Source organism: Geodermatophilus pulveris, assembly GCF_900188375.1.
GTDB classification, from domain to species: domain Bacteria; phylum Actinomycetota; class Actinomycetes; order Mycobacteriales; family Geodermatophilaceae; genus Geodermatophilus; species Geodermatophilus pulveris.
Genome location: NZ_FZOO01000002.1, coordinates 81967 through 100738, shown reverse-complemented (window position 1 = coordinate 100738; position 18772 = coordinate 81967). Strand labels below are relative to the sequence as shown.

Here is an 18772-nt window from a genome sequence, read left to right as displayed (position 1 = left end):
CCCTCCCTCAACCGCGGCCGCGCCGCCGGGGGGCCACGCCGTGCGGCTGGTGCACCGGCGTCACCTCGGGCGCCGGCGGGATGTCCGCGCCGACCTCCTGCTCCCCCACGGTTAGCCGCCGGCCGTGGTGGTGGACGTCGAGCGGCTCGCCGTCGGCCAGCCGGTAGGTGGCGCGGGTCGGCGTCACGGTGACCACGAGCAGCCGGCCCAGGTAGTTGAGCCGGAAGCGCAGCCGGCTGATGCGCTCGGGCAGCCGCGGGGCGAACGTCAGCTGCCCGTCGTGGTCCCGCATCCCGCCGAACCCGGCGACGGCGACGGTCCAGCCGCCGGCCAGCGAGGCCAGGTGCAGGCCGTGCCCGGAGTTGCCGTGCAGGTTCTGCAGGTCGGTGAGGGTGGCCTCCCCCCAGTAGTCGTAGGCCAGCGCCAGGTGGCCGGTCTCGGCCGCCACCACCGCCTGCTGGGTCGCCGACAGCGAGGAGTCTCGCACCGTCCGGGCCTCGTAGTAGGCGAAGTCGGCGGCCTTCTCCTCGGGGGTGAAGGCGTCCCCGCGCAGGTGCAGCGCCATCACCAGGTCGGCCTGCTTGACCACCTGCTTGCGGTAGATGTCGAAGTACGGGTAGTGCAGCAGCAGCGGGTAGCAGTCCGGCGGCGTGCTCGCGAAGTCCCACTCCTCGTGGTGGGTGAAGGCGTCGGACTGCATGTGCACCCCGCGCCGGGTGTCGTAGGGCACCGCCATCAGCGCCGCCGCCCGCTCCCACAGCGCGGTCTCGTCCTCGGCGACGTCCAGCCGGCCGGCGACGTCGGGCTGCCGGTGCACCGCGGCGATCGCCTCGCGCAGGTTCCGCTGCGCCATGAGGTTGGTGTACACGTTGTTGTCCACCACCGCGGTGTACTCGTCCGGGCCGGTGACGCCGTCGATGCGGAAGCCGTGCTCGTCGTCGAAGTGGCCCAGCGACGCCCACAGCCGGGCGGTCTCGATCAGCAGCTCGGCGCCGTGGTCGCGGTCGAACTCCTCGTCGCCGGTGGCGTGCCAGTACCGCACGACGGCGTCGGCGATGTCGGCGTTGATGTGGAAGGCCGCCGTCCCGGCCGGCCAGTACCCCGACGTCTCCTCGCCCCGGATCGTCCGCCAGGGGAAGGCCGCGCCGGCCAGCCCCAGCACCCGGGCCCGCTCCCGGGCCAGCTCCAGGGTCGAGTGCCGCCAGCGCAGCGCGTCGCGGGCCGCCACCGGGGCGATGTAGGTGAGCACCGGGAGCACGTAGGTCTCGGTGTCCCAGAAGGTGTGCCCGTCGTAGCCGGGACCGGTCAGCCCCTTGGCCGGGATCGGCTGGCGCTCGGCCCGCAGCCCGGCCTGCAGCAGGTGGAACATGCCCACCCGCACCGCCTGCTGCAGCTCCTCGTCGCCCTCGATCTCCACGTCGGCGTGCTGCCAGTGCTGGTCGAGCACCTCGCGCTGCTCGCGCAGCAGCCGCTCGAACCCGGCCAGCTTCGCGGTGGCCAGCGCCCCCTCGACCTGGTCGCGCAGCGCCGCCGCCGAGCGCCGCGACGACCAGCCGTAGGACAGGTACTTGACCAGCCTGACCGACGAGCCCTGCGGCAGCCGGGCGGCGAGGGTGAAGCGGGCGAGGTCGCCGGTGGCCTCGATGTCGGCGGTGGAGGTGTCGGGCACCTCCACCGCGTGGTCCATCCCGGCGGCCATGCGCAGCCGCGACCGCCGGGTGCGGTGCACCAGCACCGCCCGCTGGCCGCGGGCCACGGCCATCTCCCCGGTCAGCGGGCGGTCCAGCGCGGCCGACACCCGCGGGTCGTCGGTACCGGTGCTGTCCACCGGCTCGTTGGCCAGCAGGTCCGACTGCAGCGCGATGTAGAGGTCGCCCTGCCCGTCGCTGCACTCGACGGTGTACTCGATCGCGGCGATCGACCGGCGGCGCAGCGAGACCAGGCGGGTGCTCGTCACGTTCACCACCCGGCCGTTGGGCGAGCGCCACTCGGTGTGCCGGCGCAGCACGCCGCGGCGCAGGTCCAGGGTGCGCCGGTGTTCGACGATCTCGCCGTAGTCCAGGTCCAGCGGGGTGTCGCCGACCAGCAGCCGGACCAGCTTGCCGTCGGTCACGTTGACCACGGTCTGCCCCTGCTCCGGGAACCCGTACCCGGCCTCGGCGTAGGGCAGCGGCCGCTCCTCGAAGAAGCCGTTGAGGTACGTGCCCGCGACGACCACCGGCTCGCCCTCCTCGAACGAGCCACGCATCCCGATGTGCCCGTTGGACAGCGCGAACACCGACTCGTGGACGGCCAGCGAGGCGTGGTCCAGTCCGGTCTCGGTCAGCGCCCACGGCTCGACCGGGAAGGTCGGCCGCCCCTCGGTCACGGCCCTTCCCCCATCAGCTCGGCGAGGTCCTGCACGACGACGTCCGCGCCGGACTCCGCCAGCGCCGCGGCCTGCCCGACCCGGTCCACCCCGACGACGTGGCCGAACCCGCCGGCCCGGCCCGCGGCCACCCCGGCCAGGGCGTCCTCGAAGACCACCGCCTCCTCCGGGCTCACCCCCAGCGCGCGGGCGCCGGCCAGGAAGGTGTCGGGCGCCGGCTTGCCCCGCAGCCCCTCGGCCGCGGCGACCTCGCCGTCCACCCGGGCGTCGATCAGGTCCGCGAAGCCGCCGGCCGCGATCACCTGTCCGCCGTTGCGGGACGCGGTGACCACCGCCGTCGCCAGCCCGGCCTCCTTCACCGCCCGCAGGTAGCGCACCGAGCCGGGGTAGACCTCGACGCCGTGCTCGGCGAGCTGGGCGTGCACCAGGTCGTTCTTGCGGGTGCCGACGCCGTGCACCGTGGCGGCGTCCGGCGGGTCGTCCGGCGTCCCCTCCGGCAGGGTGATGCCCCGGCCGGCCAGGAAGTCGCGGACGCCGTCGAGCCGCGGCTTGCCGTCGACGTACCGGTTGTAGTCCTCCTGCGTGAACTCCCCGGCGGCCGGGTCGACCTGGCGCAGCACCTCGTCGAAGGTGCGCTTCCAGGCGGCCATGTGGACCGTCGCCGTCCGGGTGAGGACGCCGTCGAGGTCGAACAGGCACGCGCAAATCTTGCCGGGGAGTCCGAGCACGGCTGCGACGCTACCGGCGCCGGCCCGCCCACGCCGGGCCGGGAATCCGCAGTTCACCGGGCCGGGGCACCCGGCGGGCGACCGGGCGCCGCGCTGCCTACTGTCGGCCACGCAGACCCCACCCGCGAGGAGAGCACATCCATGGCCGAGCGCCCGACGCCCCCGAGCCCCTACGACTTCCTGCCGCGCGTGCCGGACTTCCAGGTCACGAGCACCGACGTCACCGACGGGGCGCCGCTGCAGACACCGCAGGTGAGCGGCGTCATGGGGGCGGGCGGGGAGGACCGCTCGCCGCAGCTGTCCTGGTCGGGCTTCCCGGAGGGCACCCGCAGCTTCGCGGTCACCGTCTACGACCCCGACGCCCCCACCCACAGCGGTTTCTGGCACTGGGCGGTCGCCAACGTCCCGGTCTCGGTGACCGAGCTGCCCGGCGGCGCCTCCGACGGCGCTCTGCCCGAGGGCGCGGTGCAGCTGCGCAACGACGCCGGGTTCGCCGGGTACGTCGGCGCGGCACCCCCGGCCGGCCACGGGCCGCACCGCTACTTCGTCACGGTGCACGCCGTCGACGTCGACCGGCTCGAGGTCACGCCCGACACCACCCCGGCCGTCCTCGGCTTCACCCTGTTCAGCCACACCCTGGCCCGCGCGGTGCTGGTGGGCACCCACGAGCAGCACTGACCCGTCCCGTCCCGTCACGGACCGGTGACGGCCCGGACGCGGTCGGCGCACGACACACGGTGTCACCCGGAGGGGGCAGGTCCCCGTCACCGGCCCGGCGGACGATGACGGCATGTCGACGGGGCGGGCTCTGCTGCGCACGCCCCGGGTCCTGGTGCCCGTCGTGCTGCTCGCCCTGGTCCTCTCCGGCCTGGTCACGCCGCGGGTCGCCGCCGCCCAGGACGCCCTGCCGCCGTCGGCCGTCGTCCCGTCGGTGACCGCCGCCTACGGCAACGTGGGCGCGCTCGCGGTGGTGGTCGCCCGGCAGCAGGAGCGCCTCGGGGACCTGTCCATCCGCGCCGCCGAGGCGGCCAGCGCCCGGGTGCTGGCCGCCCGGGCGGGCAGCGAGCTGGCCGACCGGCCGTTCCCGACCGCCTCCATGGTCAAGCTCTACCTCGCCGAGGACGCGCTGCACCGGGCCCGCACCGGTGCGGTCACCCTCACCCCCGGGGACCGCGCGCAGCTCGAGGTGATGATCCGCAGCTCCGACGACCCCGCCGCCTCGGACCTCTGGGTGCGGTTCGACGGAGCCCGGGCCGTGCGGGACGTCGCCGCCCGCTACGGGCTCACCGGCACCGACCCGCCCCGCCGGTGGGGGCAGTGGGGCGAGACGACGACGACCGCGAACGACCTCGCCTGGTTCCTCGTCCGCCTGCCGGTGGTCGCCCACCCGGACGACGCCGCCGCGCTGCTGGGCTGGATGGGCACGGCCACCCCGATCGCCTCCGACGGCTTCGACCAGGAGTTCGGCGTCTTCGGCACACTGCCCGGGGCCGCGGTCAAGCAGGGCTGGATGTGCTGCCTCGCCGGGCAGCGGCACCTGCACTCGGTGGGCGTCGTCGACGGCCGGGTGGTGGTCCTGCTCAGCGAGGTGCGCTCGTCGGTCGGCTGGGCCGCTGCGGCCGCCGCCCTGGACACCGCCGCTGCCGCGGTGCCCGCCGGGCCCTGACCCGGCTCAGCCGCCGCGGGACAGGTCGGCCAGGCCCACCGTCGCCAGCCGGGCGAACCCGGTGCGTTCGTAGACCCGCGCCACGTCGTCGTCCCCGGCCACCAGGAAGACCAGCCCGGCGGTCTCGCGGGCGTGCGCGGTCAGCGCCGAGGCCAGCCCCGCGCCCAGCCCCCGCCCGCGCAGCCGCGGCAGGGTGGCGACGCCGGCGATCTCGGTGACCTCGACGCCGTCGACGTCCACCGGGTGGTGCGTGCCGACCGCGACCGGCTCGCCGCCCTCCACCGCGACCATCATGACCGTGCGGCCGGTGGCGATCCGCTCGCGCAGCACGGCGGTCCGCGGCGAGCCGAGGGGCGTGCCGACGGCGGGGACCACCGTCGACCCGCCGGCCTCCTGGTGCGGGCCGGGGTGGGCGAACGCGATCGACGCCAGCCGCTCGTAGCGTGGCAGCTGCGGGTCGTCGGCGCCGACCAGGTACAGCCGGACGCCGGTCGGCATCAGCAGCTCCACCGGGTCCGCGGCCACGAGCAGCGGTGCGGAGTCCACCACCAGCCCGGCGGCCCGGACGGCGGCCTCGGTCGTGGGCGAGTCCTCGCACACCCACTCCACCGCCGCCGGCAGGCCCGCGGCCTGCTGCAGCGCCACGGCCGCGCGGACGTCGTCGGCGGTGACCCGCTCCCCCGGCCGCGGCCGGGCCGGGTAGGGCCACGTCGGGCTGCCCACCGGCACGTCCAGGCCGCCGGCGCTCTCGATCCGCGCGTCGGGCAGCGGCGCCGCGGCGAGGTACCGCTCGACGCGGTCGAGCAGCCCGGGGGGCAGGGACACACGGGCACCCTAGACGCCGGTGCCCGGGGCGGCCGTCGCTCGGTGTCCGCCGCCCGCCCGGCCCACCCGGTCGGATGTGGCCCCGGGACCGGACGGCACGATGTGCCCCGTGACGGCACTGGGATGGGCGGCGTGACGGCAGCGGCGCGGCCCCAGGTGACGCCCTACGCGGTCTTCGACCGCGACTCGTGGCGGGCGCTGGCGGCGGGCACCTCCCTCCCCCTGGACGCCGCGGACCTGGCGTCGCTGGCCAGCCTCGGCGACCGCATCGACCTCGACGAGGTGGCCACGGTGTACCTGCCGCTGGCCGGGCTGCTGCGGCTGCACGTGGAGGCCAGCCGGCGGCTGTGGGCAGCCCGCAGCGAGTTCCTCGGCGACTCCACCGCCAAGGTGCCCTACGTCATCGCGGTCGCCGGCAGCGTCGCCGTCGGCAAGAGCACCACCTCCCGGCTGCTGCAGACCCTGCTGGCCGCCGGCCCCGGCCACCCGCGGGTCGACCTGGTCACCACCGACGGGTTCCTGCTGCCCAACGCCGAGCTCGAGGCCCGCGGGCTGCTCAGCCGCAAGGGCTTCCCCGAGAGCTACGACCGGCGGGCGCTGCTGCGCTTCCTCGCGGAGGTGAAGTCCGGCCGCGGCGAGGTCAGCGCCCCGCTCTACGACCACCAGGCCTACGACGTCGTCCGCGGCGCGCGGCAGGTCGTCGACCGCCCGGACATCCTCGTGCTCGAGGGGCTCAACGTGCTGCAGGCCGGGCGCTCGGCCGACGGCCGCGCCCCGGAGGTCTTCCTGTCGGACTTCTTCGACTACTCCGTGTACGTCGACGCCCCCGAGTCCGACATCCGGCGGTGGTACGTCGAGCGGTTCCTCGCGCTGCGCCGCACCGCCTTCGCCGACAGCAGCGCCTACTTCCACCGGTTCGCCGGCCTCACCGACGAGCAGGCGCGCGAGACGGCGCTGGGCATCTGGTCCACGGTCAACGGCCCCAACCTGCGCGACAACATCGCCCCCACCCGCTCCCGCGCCCGCCTGGTGCTGCAGAAGGCCGCCGACCACGAGGTCCGCCGCGTGCTGTTGCGCAAGATCTGACCGGTCCCTCCCCCGGTCGGCGCCGGTGCCGTCGCCGTGGAGTGGTGCGCGCCTTGTTGGGGATAACGGCGGTATGGCACCGACGGGTCGACGATGACGAGGGGTCACCCGGCCGACGGTCGGCCGGGTGGCCCCTCGGGACGCCGCGCCCGCGGCGTCGTCGGGTCAGGCCCGGGCGCCCGCGGGGACGGCGTCGGCCGTCGTCCCCAGGTCGTCCGGCGCCCCCTCGGAGCGGTCCGGCACGTGCGCCACCGCGCCCGGCGCGGGCTCCGGCTCGGCGAACGCCTCCAGCGGCGGGCAGGAGCAGACCAGGTTGCGGTCGCCGTAGGCCTGGTCGATCCGGCGCACCGGCGCGAGGTAGCCGCGGCCGCGCAGCGCCGGCACCGGGTACACCGCGGTCTCCCGCGGGTAGGGCCGGTCCCACTCCCCCGCCACCATGGCCAGCGTGTGCGGGGCGTTGCGCAGCGGGTTGTCGGTGCGGTCGTACTCGCCGGTGGCGACCTTCTCGATCTCCCCGCGGATGGCGATCATGGCGTCGACGAAGCGGTCGATCTCCGCCTGGTCCTCGCTCTCGGTGGGCTCGACCATCAGCGTGCCGGCGACCGGGAAGCTCATGGTCGGCGCGTGGAAGCCGTAGTCGACCAGCCGCTTGGCGATGTCGTCGTTGGTGATCCCGGTGGCCCTGGTCAGCGGCCGGATGTCCAGGATGCACTCGTGGGCGACGAGCCCGTCGGCGCCGGTGTAGAGCACCGGGTAGTGCCCGCGCAGCCGGGCGGCCACGTAGTTGGCGGCCAGGATCGCGTGCTCGGTGGCCCGGGTGAGCCCGTCGGGGCCCATCAGCCGCACGTACGCCCAGGAGATCGGCAGGATGCCCGCCGACCCCCAGGGTGCCGCCGACACCGTCGGGCCCTGCGCGCCGGTGTCCACCAGCGGGTGGCCGGGCAGGAACGGCACGAGGTGCTCGCGGACGCCGATCGGCCCGACGCCGGGGCCGCCGCCGCCGTGCGGGATGCAGAAGGTCTTGTGCAGGTTCAGGTGGCTGACGTCGGAGCCGAACCGGCCGGGGCGGGCCAGCCCGACGAGCGCGTTGAGGTTGGCGCCGTCGACGTAGACCTGCCCGCCGGCGTCGTGCACCGCGGCGCAGATGTCGCGCACCTGGGCCTCGAACACCCCGTGCGTGGACGGGTAGGTGATCATGATCGCGGCCAGCCGGTCGGCGTGCTGCGCGACCTTGGCGTGCAGGTCGGCGACGTCGACGTTGCCCGCCTCGTCGCAGGCCACGACGACCACCCGCATGCCGGCCATGACCGCGCTCGCGGCGTTGGTGCCGTGCGCCGAGGACGGGATGAGGCACACGTCGCGGTGCGCCTCTCCCCGGCTGTGGTGGTAGCCGCGGATCGCCATCAGCCCCGCGAACTCCCCCTGCGAGCCGGCGTTGGGCTGCACGCTGACCGCCGCGTAGCCGGTGACCTCGGCCAGCGCGGTGCACAGCTCGTCGATCAGCTGCCGGTACCCGCGGGCCTGCTCCACGGGGGCGAAGGGGTGCAGGTGGGCGAACTCCGGCCAGCTGACAGCGGCCATCTCCACCGCGGAGTTCAGCTTCATCGTGCACGAGCCCAGCGGGATCATCGTGCGGTCCAGCGCCAGGTCCTTGTCCGACAGGGAGCGCAGGTAGCGCAGCAGCGCGGTCTCCGAGCGGTGCGCGGAGAACACCGGGTGGGTGAGGAAGGGCGTGCGGCGGCGCAGCCCGGCCGGCAGCGCGTCCGGCCCGGCGTCGTCGAGCAGCGCCCTGCCCTCGTCGGTGCTGTCCGCCGGGACGCCGAACGCCCCGGCGACGGCCCGCAGGACCTCGACCGTCGTCGTCTCGTCGCAGGCCACGGCCACGGTGTCGGCGTCCACCAGCCGCAGGTTGATCCGCCGCTGCACCGCGGCGGCGACCACCTCGGCGGCCCGTCCGGGGACGCGGGCCTGCACGGTGTCGAAGAACCGGTCGTGGACGACGTCCACGCCCCCGGCGCGCAGCCAGCCGGCCAGGGTCTGCGCGCTGCGGTGGACGCGGGCGGCGATCGCGGTGAGCCCCTCCGCGCCGTGGTGGACGGCGTAGGCGCCGGCCATGACGGCGAGCAGCACCTGCGCGGTGCAGATGTTGCTGGTCGCCTTCTCCCGGCGGATGTGCTGCTCGCGGGTCTGCAGCGCCAGCCGGTAGGCGACGTCGCCGTCGGCGTCCACCGAGACGCCGACCAGCCGGCCGGGCAGCTGCCGGGCCAGGCCCTCGCGGACCGACAGGTAGCCGGCGTGCGGCCCGCCGTAGCCCAGGGGGACGCCGAAGCGCTGCGAGCTGCCGCAGGCGACGTCGGCGCCCCACTCCCCCGGCGCCTCGAGCAGGGTGAGCGCGAGCAGGTCGGCGGCGACGACGACCGCCGCGCCGGCCTCGTGCGCGGCCGCGGCGAGCGCGCGGTGGTCGCGGACGGCGCCGCTCGCGCCGGGGTAGGACAGCAGCACGCCGAACGCGCCGGCCGCGGGCAGGTCGGCGGGCCAGCCGGCGGACAGGTCGGCCACGTGCAGCCCGATGCCCAGCGGCTCCGCGCGGGTGCGCAGCACGGCGAGGGTCTGGGGCAGGGTGTCGGCGTCGACGACGAACACCGCGTCCGCCTTCGCCCGGCCGGCCCGGCGGAGCAGGGTCATCGCCTCGGCGGCGGCGGTGGCCTCGTCGAGCATGGAGGCGCCGGCGACGGGCAGGCCGGTCAGGTCGGCGACCACCGTCTGGAAGTTGATCAGCGCCTCGAGCCGGCCCTGGCTGATCTCGGGCTGGTAGGGCGTGTAGGCGGTGTACCAGGAGGGGTTCTCCAGGATGGTGCGCTGGACGACCGCCGGGGTGACCGTGCCGGAGTAGCCCAGGCCGATCATCGAGGTGAGGACCTCGTTGGCGGCGGCGCGCTCGCGCAGCAGGCGCAGCACGGTGGCCTCGTCGGCGGCCGGCGGCAGGTCCAGCGGCGCCCGGTCGCGGACCGCCTCGGGCACGCAGGCGTCGACCAGGGACTCCAGCGTCGGGTGCCCGACGGCGGCCAGCATCGCCTGCGTCTGGTCCGGTCGGGGGCCGATGTGCCGGGCGGCGAAGGACCCGGCGGGGTCCAGCGCGGCGAGTGCGGGCAGGGGCTCAGGGGCACGGTCCGCCATTACGCGGACGGTACCAGCGTGCCGTCCCGACGAGCGGAGGCCCGGAGGGTCCCCCGAGGAGGGACGGGACGGGAGACGAAGACGCTGGGACGGGAGCCGCCCCGCGAGGGCGACCCGACGAGGCGGGGCCCGCAGGGCTCCCCGAGGAGGGCCGGGGAGGGCTCAGCTCAGGCCGGGGACGGCACCTGGCCGCGGGTGTCGGCCGGAGGCCGACCGATCACACCGCGGCGCGGCGGCGGCGGCGCAGGGACAGCTCGTCGTCCGAGGCGTGCAGGGGGGCGCCGTCGACGCGCTCGGCGGGCAGCTCGGCGAGCTCGCCGGTCAGCTCCCGCAGCGCGCCGGACACGGCGATGCCGAAGACGCCCTGGCCGCCGGCCAGCAGGTCGACGACCTCCTCGGCGGAGGTGCACTCGTACACGGTGGCGCCGTCGGACAGGAGGGTGACGTTGGCGAGGTCCCTGGTGCCGCGGTTGCGGAGGTGGTCGACGGCCTTGCGGATGTTCTGCAGGGAGACGCCGGTGTCCAGCAGCCGCTTGACGACCTTGAGCACCAGGATGTCGCGGAAGGAGTAGAGCCGCTGGGTGCCCGAGCCGGTGGCGCTGCGCACGGAGGGGGCGACCAGGCCGGTACGGGCCCAGTAGTCCAGTTGCCTGTAGGTGATGCCGGCAGCGGCACACGCCGTCGGGCCGCGGTACCCGACGAGGTCGCTGTCGACCTCGTCGTAGGACTGCGCACCCACGGCAGCGTCGCTGAAGAGCTGACCCTGGGAGCCCTTGCTCTGGTCGCTCACGTCAGCGTCCTCCTCTGCTCCCGCAGCTGTCGCCGCGGTCCCCCGCGGTGGGGCACCGGGCTCGTGTCACTGCAGGCGGGCTGCCGTGTCGCGTGCCGGGACTTCCACCGCTGTTGTTCGCCGACCGTAAGCCGGGCCCTGGGGTGGGTCAACTGAGGCGGGCGGCGTGTCGCGGCACTCACCCATCGGGAGGGTATCGGCGCGCCGCGGCCCGGACTTGACCCGACGGGCTGCCCGACGGGGCCCTGCTCACCCCTCGTGCACCTGCCGTCACAGCGGCCCCACCGGCCACGCGCACCGGCGGGGGCCTGCGCTTCAGGAGGGGTTGCCGCCGGAGCCCGAGCCGGCGCCGAAGTCCTCCGGGGAGATCTGGTCGAGGAACTCGCGGAACTTCTCGACCTCGTCCTCCTGCTCGTCGGGGATCTCGATGCCGACCTCGTCGAGCAGCGCCTCGGCGCCGTAGATGGGCGCGCCGGTGCGGACGGCGAGGGCGACGGCGTCCGACGGGCGGGCGCTGACCACCCGCTCGTCGCCGAACACCAGCTCGGCGATGTAGATGCCGTCGCGCATCTCGGTGATGTTGACCGCTTCGAGCGTCGCCCCCAGCGCCTTGACCACCTCGCGCAGCAGGTCGTGGGTCATCGGCCGGGCCGGGCGCACGCCCTGCTGCTCGAAGGCGATGGCCGCCGCCTCGACGGCGCCGATCCAGATGGGCAGGTACCGCTCCCCCTGCGTCTCCTTGAGCAGCAGGATCGGCTGGTTCCCGGGCAGCTCGACCCGGACGCCGACGACTCTGAGTTCCTGCACGGTGGGACTCCCTCAGCTGCGGCCCGGGGGCGGGCGGTGGATCGGTAGGGGCGGCTGGTGGACGGCGTCGGCGGGGGGCCCGGACCCGGGACTGGACCCGGGGCCCGACCGGGACCACGGTACGCCGGAGTCAGGGGCGCAGGAGATCGCGCAGGCGCGCCTCCAGCAGCGCACCGTGCAGCTGCGCGGACAGCGCGGCGAGCTCCCGCAGCTTCTCGGTCGCCCGGCTGCGGGCCTCCTCGGAGCGGGCCCGCAGCACCGGGGCGACCAGCTGCTCGACCAGTCCGGCCTCGCGCTCGGCGCCGTTCTGGTAGACGCGCAGGTGCCGCGGCTCGATGCCGTGCCGGGCCAGCCCGGCGGCCGCCCGGGCGATCGGCAGGTCGGCCGCGGGGTGCCGGCCGTCGGCGTCGGTGGCCAGCAGCCCGAACTGCACGCAGTCGGCGAGCTGGCCGAGTTCCAGCCCGGACGCCCGCGCGAACTCCGCAGCGGTCAGGGCCCCGACCTCGCCCTCGCCCGGCGGCGGCGCGGCCGGCGGGGTGCCGCCGGGCAGCGGCTCGCCCCGGTCGAGCGCCGCGAGGTGCTCCTTGATGACCCGCAGCGGCAGGTACTGGTCGCGCTGGGCGGCCAGCACGTACCGCAGCCGGGCCACGTCGGCGGAGGAGAACTTGCGGTACCCCGACGGCGTGCGCTGGGGGTGGACGAGGTCCTCGGCCTCCAGGTAGCGGATCTTGCTGATCGACACGTCAGGGAAGTCCTCGCGCAGCACGGTGAGCACCTCGCCGATGGTCAGGCGGGGCGCGTGCCGGCCGTCGGGCCCCCCGGACGTGTCGCTGCGCTCGCCGGACGCGTCGGCGCGCGAGGGCACCGCGTTCACGCCGCCGTCCGTGCTGCCGGCACCGGCCCCGACCCCCGTGCCCGCCGGCTCACGCGCCGGCGGGCTCGCCCGTGCGCGGGCCGGTCAGGTAGACGAGGCGGAACTTGCCGATCTGCACCTCGTCGCCGCCGGCCAGCGTGGCGACGTCGACCGGCTCGCGGTTGACGTAGGTGCCGTTGAGGCTGCCGACGTCATGCACCGAGTAGCCGCCGCCCTCGCGGTGGAACTCCACGTGCCGGCGGCTGACGGTGACGTCGTCGAGGAAGATGTCGCTGTCGGGGTGCCGGCCGGCGGTGGTGACGTCCTGGTCGAGCAGGAAGCGGCTGCCCGCGTTGGGGCCGCGCTTGACGACCAGCAGGGCCGAGCCCGCGGGCAGCGACTCCACCGCGCCGGCGTGCGCGTCGGCCTCGGTGACCTCGGGGGTCTCCGCGGAGTCCTCGCCGCCCACCTTGGGGATGACGCTGGTCGACTCGCCGATCCGCTCCTGGGACAGCGCCGCGCCGCACTGCGCGCAGAAGCGACTGCCCTCGGGGTTGTTGTGGCCACAACGAGTGCAGTGCACGTCTGTCTCCTCCGGTGCAGGGGTGGCACCGCCGCGGACGGGGGTCCGGCTGCGGGCGGCCGCCGGACGGCGGGCCGGACGGCCCGTCGCGGGTCGGTCGCCGCAGGGTGCACGGCGGGCCGTGGGTCATGGAACCAGTCGGCCGACCCGAGGGTCAACCGAACGTACAGGGTGAGGCTCCGCGGTCGCCCGGGAGGCTCGGCGGTGCCTCGGCGGGCAGCATAGTGACCCCCGGGGCGCCGGTCGTGGCCCCTGCCGGGCGCCGCGCCGCCGGTCAGCCGGCGTCGACCAGGGCCTGGTAGGCGGCGGCGTCCAGCAGGTCCTGCGTGGGGTCCGCGCCGTCGCCGGGGACGGTGATCTCGACCAGCCAGCCGGCGCCGTAGGGGTCGCCGTTGATGGTCTCCGGCGCGTCGGTGAGGGCCTCGTTGACCGCGGCCACGACACCGGCGACCGGGGCGTAGACGTCGGACACCGACTTGGTCGACTCCACCTCGCCGATGGGGTTGCCCGGCGAGACCTCCGTGCCGACCTCGGGCAGCTGCACGAAGACGATGTCACCCAGCGCGTCCTGGGCGTGGTCGGTGATGCCGACCCGCACGACGGCGCCCTCGCCCCCACCCGGCTGCAGCTGTGCCCACTCGTGCTGCTCGGTGTAGCGGCGGTCGTCGGGCGTGCTCATGCGGCGTCGTCTCCTGGGGTGGGGTGGGTGGGTGGGTGCGGCGGTGCGGCGTCAGTCGCCGTCACCGGGCGCAGCGTATTGAGGCCGGTCCAGCTGCCGCAACGCGTCCACGACGACGGCCGGGGACTGCACGATGTCCACGCTGCCGCCCTGCCGGCCGATCCGGTCGACCACGCCGCCCGGGATGGCCATCGCCGTCGCCAGGTCCTGGGGGGAGCCGATCACCCGGTACTCGTAGGGGCTCTCCACCTCGACGCCGTCGACGCGCAGCTGCCCGGGCTCGCCGGTGATCGCCGTGGACACCCCGACCCGGACGTCGTCGATCTGCATCGTCTCCGCGCCGGCGCCGCGCAGCTCCTGCACGGCGTCCAGCAGGTCGGCCACCCGCACCCGGCCCTCGGGGTCGCGGACGGTCATCACCAGCCCCGGGCCCTGGGCGGCGACGGTGCCGTTGAGGATGCCCAGCGCCTCGGCGCGCTCCCGGGTCTCGGCCAGCGCCGCCTCCGAGCGGCCGTCGTCGCTGGCCAGGTCGCGCAGCCGGGAGCGCTGGTCGGCGATCTCCTCGCGCAGCCGGTCCTCGCGGGCGTCGAGGGTGTCCAGGATGCGGACGAGGTCCTCCTCGCGGAGGGTCGAGTAGTCCTCGCCGGTGCCCGTGGTGCGCACCTGCACGGCGAAGGCGAAGCCGAGCAGCAGGGTGAGGACACCGATCAGGGCGGCGGCCAGCGGGTCGCGGCCGCGGCGCCGCCGCGCCCGGGGCCCCTCCGCGGCGGGGGGGTCCGCGGCCGCGGGCGTGCCGGGGTCCGCGGCAGGGGCGTCGGCGGCCGGCAGGTCGGGGGCGTCGTCCCCCGGGTGGACGTCGCCGGCCACCGGCTCACCGGGTCCCGCTCCCGGCCGCTGCCCGGTCACGCCCGGAACACGTGCCGGCGGATGGCCGCGGCGTTGCCGAAGATGCGGATGCCGAGGACGACGACGACCGCGGTGGACAGCTGGGCGCCCACGCCGAGCTGGTCGCCGAGGAACACCACCAGGGCGGCGACGACCACGTTGGACACGAACGAGATGACGAACACCTTGGCGTCGAAGATCCCGTCCAGCCGGGCGCGGAAGCCGCCGAAGACCGCGTCGAGGGCGGCGACGACGGCGATCGGCAGGTAGGGCTGCAGCCACAGCGGCACGGTCGGCTCGAGGACCAGGCCCAGCACGATGCCCAGGGCCAGGCCGAGGATCGGGATCACGGCTCAGCCCCCCGGTGCCGGCTCGGGGACGGCGCCGGGCGTGGCGCCGGACGGCGGGGCGGCGGAGCGGAGCTCGGGCGGGCTGGCGGCGGGCAGGGACAGCTCGTCCTCCTGGGCGAACTCGAAGCGCAGTCCGAAGGACTCCGAGATGGCGGCGAGGGCGCCGACCTCCGGGCTGGTCAGGAACCGCTCGCGCAGCGTCGCGGGGTCGCCGACCGCGCTGACCAGGTAGGGGTTGGTCACCGGCCGGAAGTCCACGAGGACCGCCTCGCCGGCGAACCGGATCGCCGAGGTGGGGCCCAGCCGCTGGCCGTCGATGGCGACCGCCTCGGCGCCGGCGGCCCACAGGGCGTTGACCACCAGCTGCAGGTCGCCGTCGCGCACCAGGCCGCGCGGGTCGGGCTCCGCCGTCCCCCCGACCGGGTCGGCGTCGGCGTCGGGCTCGGCGTCGGCGAGGGTGACCAGCAGCCCGGGGCCGGTCACCGGCCGCACGCCGGCGGCCTCCTCGGCGGCGTCGAGCCGGTCCAGCGCCCGCGTGCCGACGGCGCTGGCGGCCAGCGCGTCGTCCCGGGCGGCGGTCAGCTCGGCGCGGGCGGCCGCCAGCTCGGCGGCGAGGGCGTCGGTGGCCTCGGACTCCCGCTGGATGTCCCCGACCAGCGCCGCGCGCACCTGCTCGCGGCCCTGGGCGCCGGCGGCGGCCTGGGTGTAGGTGACCGCGGCGAGCAGGCCGGCGACGACCATCACCGCCGCGACGGCGACCTGGCCGCCGCGCCGCGGCGATGGGCCGGGACCGGTCCCCGCGGCGCGCGCCGCCCGGTCGCGGGCGGCCGCGGCGTAGGCCGGGTCGAGGGTCTCGGCCAGCACCTGGTCCAGCAGCGAGGCGCCCAGCGAGCGGGGTCCTCCCCCGAGCGGCACGGCCGTCACCGGGCGGCCCGCTCCGCGCTCACGATGGCGGCGGCCTGCACGACGTAGAGGACCCCGGCCAGGACGTAGAGGACCCCGCCCCAGATGGCGAAGGCGTAGCCGATCGGCGTGACCACGGCGGCCACCGGGCCCTCGCCGTCGGCCAGCAGCAGCAGCGGGAAGGCGTAGAGCAGGCCGAAGGTGGCCGCCTTGCCCAGGTAGTGGACCTGCAGCGGCGGCCAGCCGTGCACGCGCAGCACCAGCAGGGCCAGGCCGAGCACCAGCTCGCGGCCGAGCAGGACGGCGACCACCCACAGCGGGACGACGTCGCGCAGCACGAAGGCGACCAGCGTGGCGACGATGTAGAGGCGGTCGGCGGCCGGGTCGAGCAGCGCCCCGAGCCGGCTGGACTGGCCGAAGGCGCGGGCCAGCACGCCGTCGAGCCAGTCGGTGGCGCCGGCGACCATGAGCACCAGGACGGCCCAGCCGTCGGCCTCCGGCCCGAGCAGCAGCCACAGGAACAGCGGGACGCCGAGCAGCCGCAGCACCGACAGGGCGTTGGGCACCGTCCAGACCCGGTCGGGCAGGTCGTTGCGGTCCGCGGTGACCGACCGGCGGGACCCGCCCGCCCCTGGCCGGGCCGAGGCCGCGGCCGACGGCCCGTTGGACGACGTCACGACACCTCCGCACCCGCTGGACACCGCCTCCGAGGCTAGTCGACGGACCCCCGTCGCCCTCCCGGTCGCGGCCCGCGGCGAGCCCGGCGCGAGCCGCTAGGCGGGGACGGCGGCCAGCGACGCCGGCGCCGGCTCGTGGCCCAGCGGGCGGCGGGTGAAGGACCCGGTGCCGTGGGAGACCGAGCGCAGCGCCCCGGCGTAGGCGAGCAGCTCCACCTCGGGCACCTCGGCGTGCACCGTCGTCCGGTCGCGCTCGGGGTCGGCGTCGCTGCCGGTGACCCGCGCCCGCCGCCCGGACAGGTCGCTCATCACCGCCCCGACGTACTCCCCCGGCACCACCACGGCCACCGCGCACCACGGCTCGAGCACCCGGGTGCCGGCCGCGGCGGCGGCCTCGCGGACGGCGAGCGCGCCCGCGGCCTGGAACGCCGCGTCCGAGGAGTCCACCGAGTGCGCCTTGCCGTCGACCAGGGTGAACCGGGCGTCGACCAGCGGCCGGTCGCCGGAGACGCCCTTGGCCGCCTGCGCGCGGATGCCCTTCTCCACGCTGCCGTGGTACTGGCTGGGCACGGTGCCCCCGACGATGCGCTGGGCGAAGACGATGCCCGAGCCCGGCTCCCCCGGCTCGGCCTCGACCACCACGACGGCGTACTGGCCGTGCCCGCCGGACTGCTTGACCAGCCGGCCGGTGACCCGCGCCGGCCCGGCGAGGGTCTCCACCATGGGCACCCGCACCGGCACGGTGGTGACCGCGACCCCGTGCCGGGTGCGCAGCCGCTCGAGCAGCACCTCGGCGTGCGCGTCGCCGACGCACCACAGCAGCAGCTGCCCGGTGTCGGGCCGGCGCTCCAGCCGGACGGTGGGGTCCTCGGCGACCAGCCGGGACAGCGCGGTGGCCAGCCGGTCCTCGTCGGCCCGGGACACCGCCTCGAGCGCCACCGGCAGCTGCGGGGTGGGGAGGTCCCAGGGCGGCACCAGCCGCGGGTCCGACGGCGGGGAGAGGGTGTCCCCGGTCTCGGCGGTGGTCAGCCGGGCGACGGCGCAGACGTCCCCCGCCGGGCAGGCGGCGACCGGGCGCAGCACCGGGCCCAGCGGGGAGGACACCGCGCCGATCCGCTCGTCGGTGTCGTGGTCGGGGTGCCCCCGGTCGGCCAGGCCGTGCCCGGAGACGTGCACGGGGGTGTCCGGGCGCAGCGTGCCGGAGAAGACGCGCACCAGCGAGACCCGGCCCACGTAGGGGTCGGTGGTGGTCTTGACCACCTCGGCGACCAGCGGCCCGTCGGGGTCGCAGGACAGCGGGGGCGCGGGCGACCCGTCGGGGCGGGTGACCGGCGGGCAGCCGTGCTCCATCGGGCACGGGAAGGCCGCGACCAGCAGGTCGAGCAGCTCGGGCACCCCGACGCCGGTCAGCGGGGCCACGCACAGCACGGGGTGGAAGTGGCCGCGCGCCACCGCGGTCTCCAGGTCCGCGACCAGGTCGGCGACGGAGAGCTCCTCACCGCCCAGGTAGCGGTCCATGAGGGTCTCGTCCTCGCTCTCGCCGATGATCCCCTCGATGAGCTCGGCGCGGAGCCGGTCGGCTTCCTGCTCCCCCGCCTCCCACCCGGTGCCCGGGTGCGGCTCCAGCAGGGAGACCAGGCCGGTGACCGCGCCGTCCGGGCCGCGCCGGACCAGGTGCAGCGGCGCCACGCCGTCGCCGAGCGCGGTGCGGCAGGAGCGGACGGCGTCCTCGACGTCGGCGCGCGGGCGGTCCAGCTGGGTGACCACGACCGCGCGCGGCATGCCGACCGCGGCGCACTCCTCCCACAGCTGCACGGTGGTGGCGTCCACCCCGCCGGCCGCGGAGACGACGAACAGGGCGGCGTCCGCGGCGCGCAGGCCGGCCCGCAGCTCGCCGACGAAGTCCGGCGAGCCCGGGGTGTCCAGCAGGGTGATGCGGTGGCCGGCGTGCTCCACGGTGGCCACGCCGAGGGACACCGAGCGCTGCTGGCGGACCTCCACCTCCTCGCTGTCCAGGCAGGTGGTGCCGTCCTCGACCCGGCCGGCGCGGGCCAGGGCGCCGGTGGCGACCAGCAGCGCCTCGGCGAGGGTGGTCTTCCCCGCGGCCGCGTGGCCCACCAGGGCCACGTTGCGCACCTGCGCGGCCGGCCGCGGGGCGGGTGCGGCGGGGGTCTCCCTGCCCACGCCGCTCAGCCGTTCGCCGGCTCGGGGACGACGGCGCAGGTGCCCGCCGCCGGGTGGAAGACCCCGGTGTGCCCGTCGGGGTCCCACCGGACCACGTAGGGCGGCCCGCCGTCCGCTCCCCTGACCTCGAGCACCCTGCCGGTGCGCTCGGCTTCCCCCTGGTGGGTGGACCGGACGACGATCCGATCCCCGACGCGTGCCTGCACGACGA

18 protein-coding genes are annotated in these 18772 nt (G+C 76.2%); 3 read left to right on the top strand and 15 right to left on the bottom strand.

The window, feature by feature from the left end:
- Positions 1 to 7: 7 nt before the first annotated feature.
- Together CHB98_RS03985 and CHB98_RS03980 are read right to left on the bottom strand one after the other, a co-directional pair.
- Complete coding sequence (locus CHB98_RS03985; protein ID WP_089304322.1) at positions 8 to 2368, bottom strand: glycoside hydrolase family 65 protein; 2361 nt, start codon at positions 2366 to 2368, stop codon at positions 8 to 10.
- The gene (locus tag CHB98_RS03980) at positions 2365 to 3096 is read right to left on the bottom strand and encodes a beta-phosphoglucomutase family hydrolase (protein WP_089304321.1); all 732 of its coding nucleotides are present in this window, start codon (positions 3094 to 3096) and stop codon (positions 2365 to 2367) included. The genes CHB98_RS03985 and CHB98_RS03980 overlap by 4 nt, the downstream gene beginning before the upstream one ends.
- A gap of 141 nt (positions 3097 to 3237) precedes the next feature.
- Here CHB98_RS03980 and CHB98_RS03975 point away from each other — a divergent pair, with 141 nt between their 5' ends.
- Both CHB98_RS03975 and CHB98_RS03970 read left to right on the top strand, forming a co-directional pair.
- Positions 3238 to 3774: a YbhB/YbcL family Raf kinase inhibitor-like protein gene (locus CHB98_RS03975; protein WP_089304320.1), complete on the top strand. Its 537-nt coding sequence runs from the start codon at positions 3238 to 3240 to the stop codon at positions 3772 to 3774.
- A gap of 112 nt (positions 3775 to 3886) precedes the next feature.
- Positions 3887 to 4762, top strand: a complete 876-nt coding sequence (locus CHB98_RS03970; protein ID WP_089304319.1) for a serine hydrolase — start codon at positions 3887 to 3889, stop codon at positions 4760 to 4762.
- 6 nt (positions 4763 to 4768) lie between these two features.
- Here the strand turns inward: CHB98_RS03970 and CHB98_RS03965 are convergent, their stop codons facing one another.
- Positions 4769 to 5587: a GNAT family N-acetyltransferase gene (locus CHB98_RS03965; RefSeq protein ID WP_089304318.1), complete on the bottom strand. Its 819-nt coding sequence runs from the start codon at positions 5585 to 5587 to the stop codon at positions 4769 to 4771.
- Positions 5588 to 5710: 123 nt separating this feature from the next.
- Here CHB98_RS03965 and coaA point away from each other — a divergent pair, with 123 nt between their 5' ends.
- A complete protein-coding gene (coaA, locus tag CHB98_RS03960) occupies positions 5711 to 6673 on the top strand; it encodes a type I pantothenate kinase (RefSeq protein ID WP_089304317.1) in 963 nt (320 codons plus the stop codon).
- 165 nt (positions 6674 to 6838) lie between these two features.
- Here the strand turns inward: coaA and gcvP are convergent, their stop codons facing one another.
- The 12 genes from gcvP to CHB98_RS03900 form a co-directional block, all read right to left on the bottom strand.
- Entirely contained in the window at positions 6839 to 9850 is a 3012-nt protein-coding gene (gene gcvP, locus CHB98_RS03955; RefSeq protein WP_089304316.1) for an aminomethyl-transferring glycine dehydrogenase, read from the bottom strand.
- Between the two features lie 217 nt (positions 9851 to 10067).
- Complete coding sequence (locus tag CHB98_RS03950) at positions 10068 to 10640, bottom strand: MerR family transcriptional regulator (RefSeq protein WP_089304315.1); 573 nt, start codon at positions 10638 to 10640, stop codon at positions 10068 to 10070.
- A gap of 315 nt (positions 10641 to 10955) precedes the next feature.
- The gene (locus tag CHB98_RS03945) at positions 10956 to 11447 is read right to left on the bottom strand and encodes a bifunctional nuclease family protein (RefSeq protein WP_089304314.1); all 492 of its coding nucleotides are present in this window, start codon (positions 11445 to 11447) and stop codon (positions 10956 to 10958) included.
- A gap of 130 nt (positions 11448 to 11577) precedes the next feature.
- Positions 11578 to 12321 (bottom strand): transcriptional regulator FtsR, encoded by a 744-nt coding sequence (gene ftsR / locus CHB98_RS03940; protein ID WP_245820915.1) that lies wholly within the window; start codon positions 12319 to 12321, stop codon positions 11578 to 11580.
- Between the two features lie 49 nt (positions 12322 to 12370).
- Complete coding sequence (odhI, locus tag CHB98_RS03935) at positions 12371 to 12883, bottom strand: oxoglutarate dehydrogenase inhibitor Odhl (RefSeq protein WP_089304313.1); 513 nt, start codon at positions 12881 to 12883, stop codon at positions 12371 to 12373.
- 274 nt (positions 12884 to 13157) lie between these two features.
- Complete coding sequence (gene gcvH, locus CHB98_RS03930; protein WP_089304312.1) at positions 13158 to 13562, bottom strand: glycine cleavage system protein GcvH; 405 nt, start codon at positions 13560 to 13562, stop codon at positions 13158 to 13160.
- A gap of 51 nt (positions 13563 to 13613) precedes the next feature.
- A complete protein-coding gene (locus CHB98_RS03925) occupies positions 13614 to 14429 on the bottom strand; it encodes a DUF881 domain-containing protein (protein ID WP_245820914.1) in 816 nt (271 codons plus the stop codon).
- A gap of 35 nt (positions 14430 to 14464) precedes the next feature.
- Positions 14465 to 14797, bottom strand: coding sequence for a small basic family protein (locus CHB98_RS03920; RefSeq protein WP_089304310.1), 333 nt, complete (start codon positions 14795 to 14797; stop codon positions 14465 to 14467).
- 3 nt (positions 14798 to 14800) lie between these two features.
- Positions 14801 to 15721, bottom strand: a complete 921-nt coding sequence (locus tag CHB98_RS03915; RefSeq protein WP_089304309.1) for a DUF881 domain-containing protein — start codon at positions 15719 to 15721, stop codon at positions 14801 to 14803.
- A complete protein-coding gene (gene clsA, locus CHB98_RS03910; RefSeq protein WP_089304308.1) occupies positions 15718 to 16377 on the bottom strand; it encodes a cardiolipin synthase ClsA in 660 nt (219 codons plus the stop codon). The genes CHB98_RS03915 and clsA overlap by 4 nt, the downstream gene beginning before the upstream one ends.
- A 96-nt stretch (positions 16378 to 16473) precedes the next feature.
- The gene (locus CHB98_RS03905; RefSeq protein WP_089304307.1) at positions 16474 to 18561 is read right to left on the bottom strand and encodes an elongation factor G-like protein EF-G2; all 2088 of its coding nucleotides are present in this window, start codon (positions 18559 to 18561) and stop codon (positions 16474 to 16476) included.
- Positions 18562 to 18566: 5 nt separating this feature from the next.
- A complete protein-coding gene (locus CHB98_RS03900; RefSeq protein WP_089304306.1) occupies positions 18567 to 18767 on the bottom strand; it encodes a DUF1918 domain-containing protein in 201 nt (66 codons plus the stop codon).
- Positions 18768 to 18772 lie beyond the last annotated feature (5 nt).

Bases quoted from the DNA above. Each gene is read 5' to 3' on its own strand.
- CHB98_RS03975 (WP_089304320.1), top strand. From the start codon at position 3,238: ATGGCCGAGCGCCCGACGCCCCCGAGCCCCTACGACTTCCTGCCGCGC.
- CHB98_RS03970 (WP_089304319.1), top strand. From the start codon at position 3,887: ATGTCGACGGGGCGGGCTCTGCTGCGCACGCCCCGGGTCCTGGTGCCC.
- coaA (WP_089304317.1), top strand. From the start codon at position 5,711: ATGGGCGGCGTGACGGCAGCGGCGCGGCCCCAGGTGACGCCCTACGCG.
- gcvP (WP_089304316.1), bottom strand. From the start codon at position 9,850: ATGGCGGACCGTGCCCCTGAGCCCCTGCCCGCACTCGCCGCGCTGGAC.
- gcvH (WP_089304312.1), bottom strand. From the start codon at position 13,562: ATGAGCACGCCCGACGACCGCCGCTACACCGAGCAGCACGAGTGGGCA.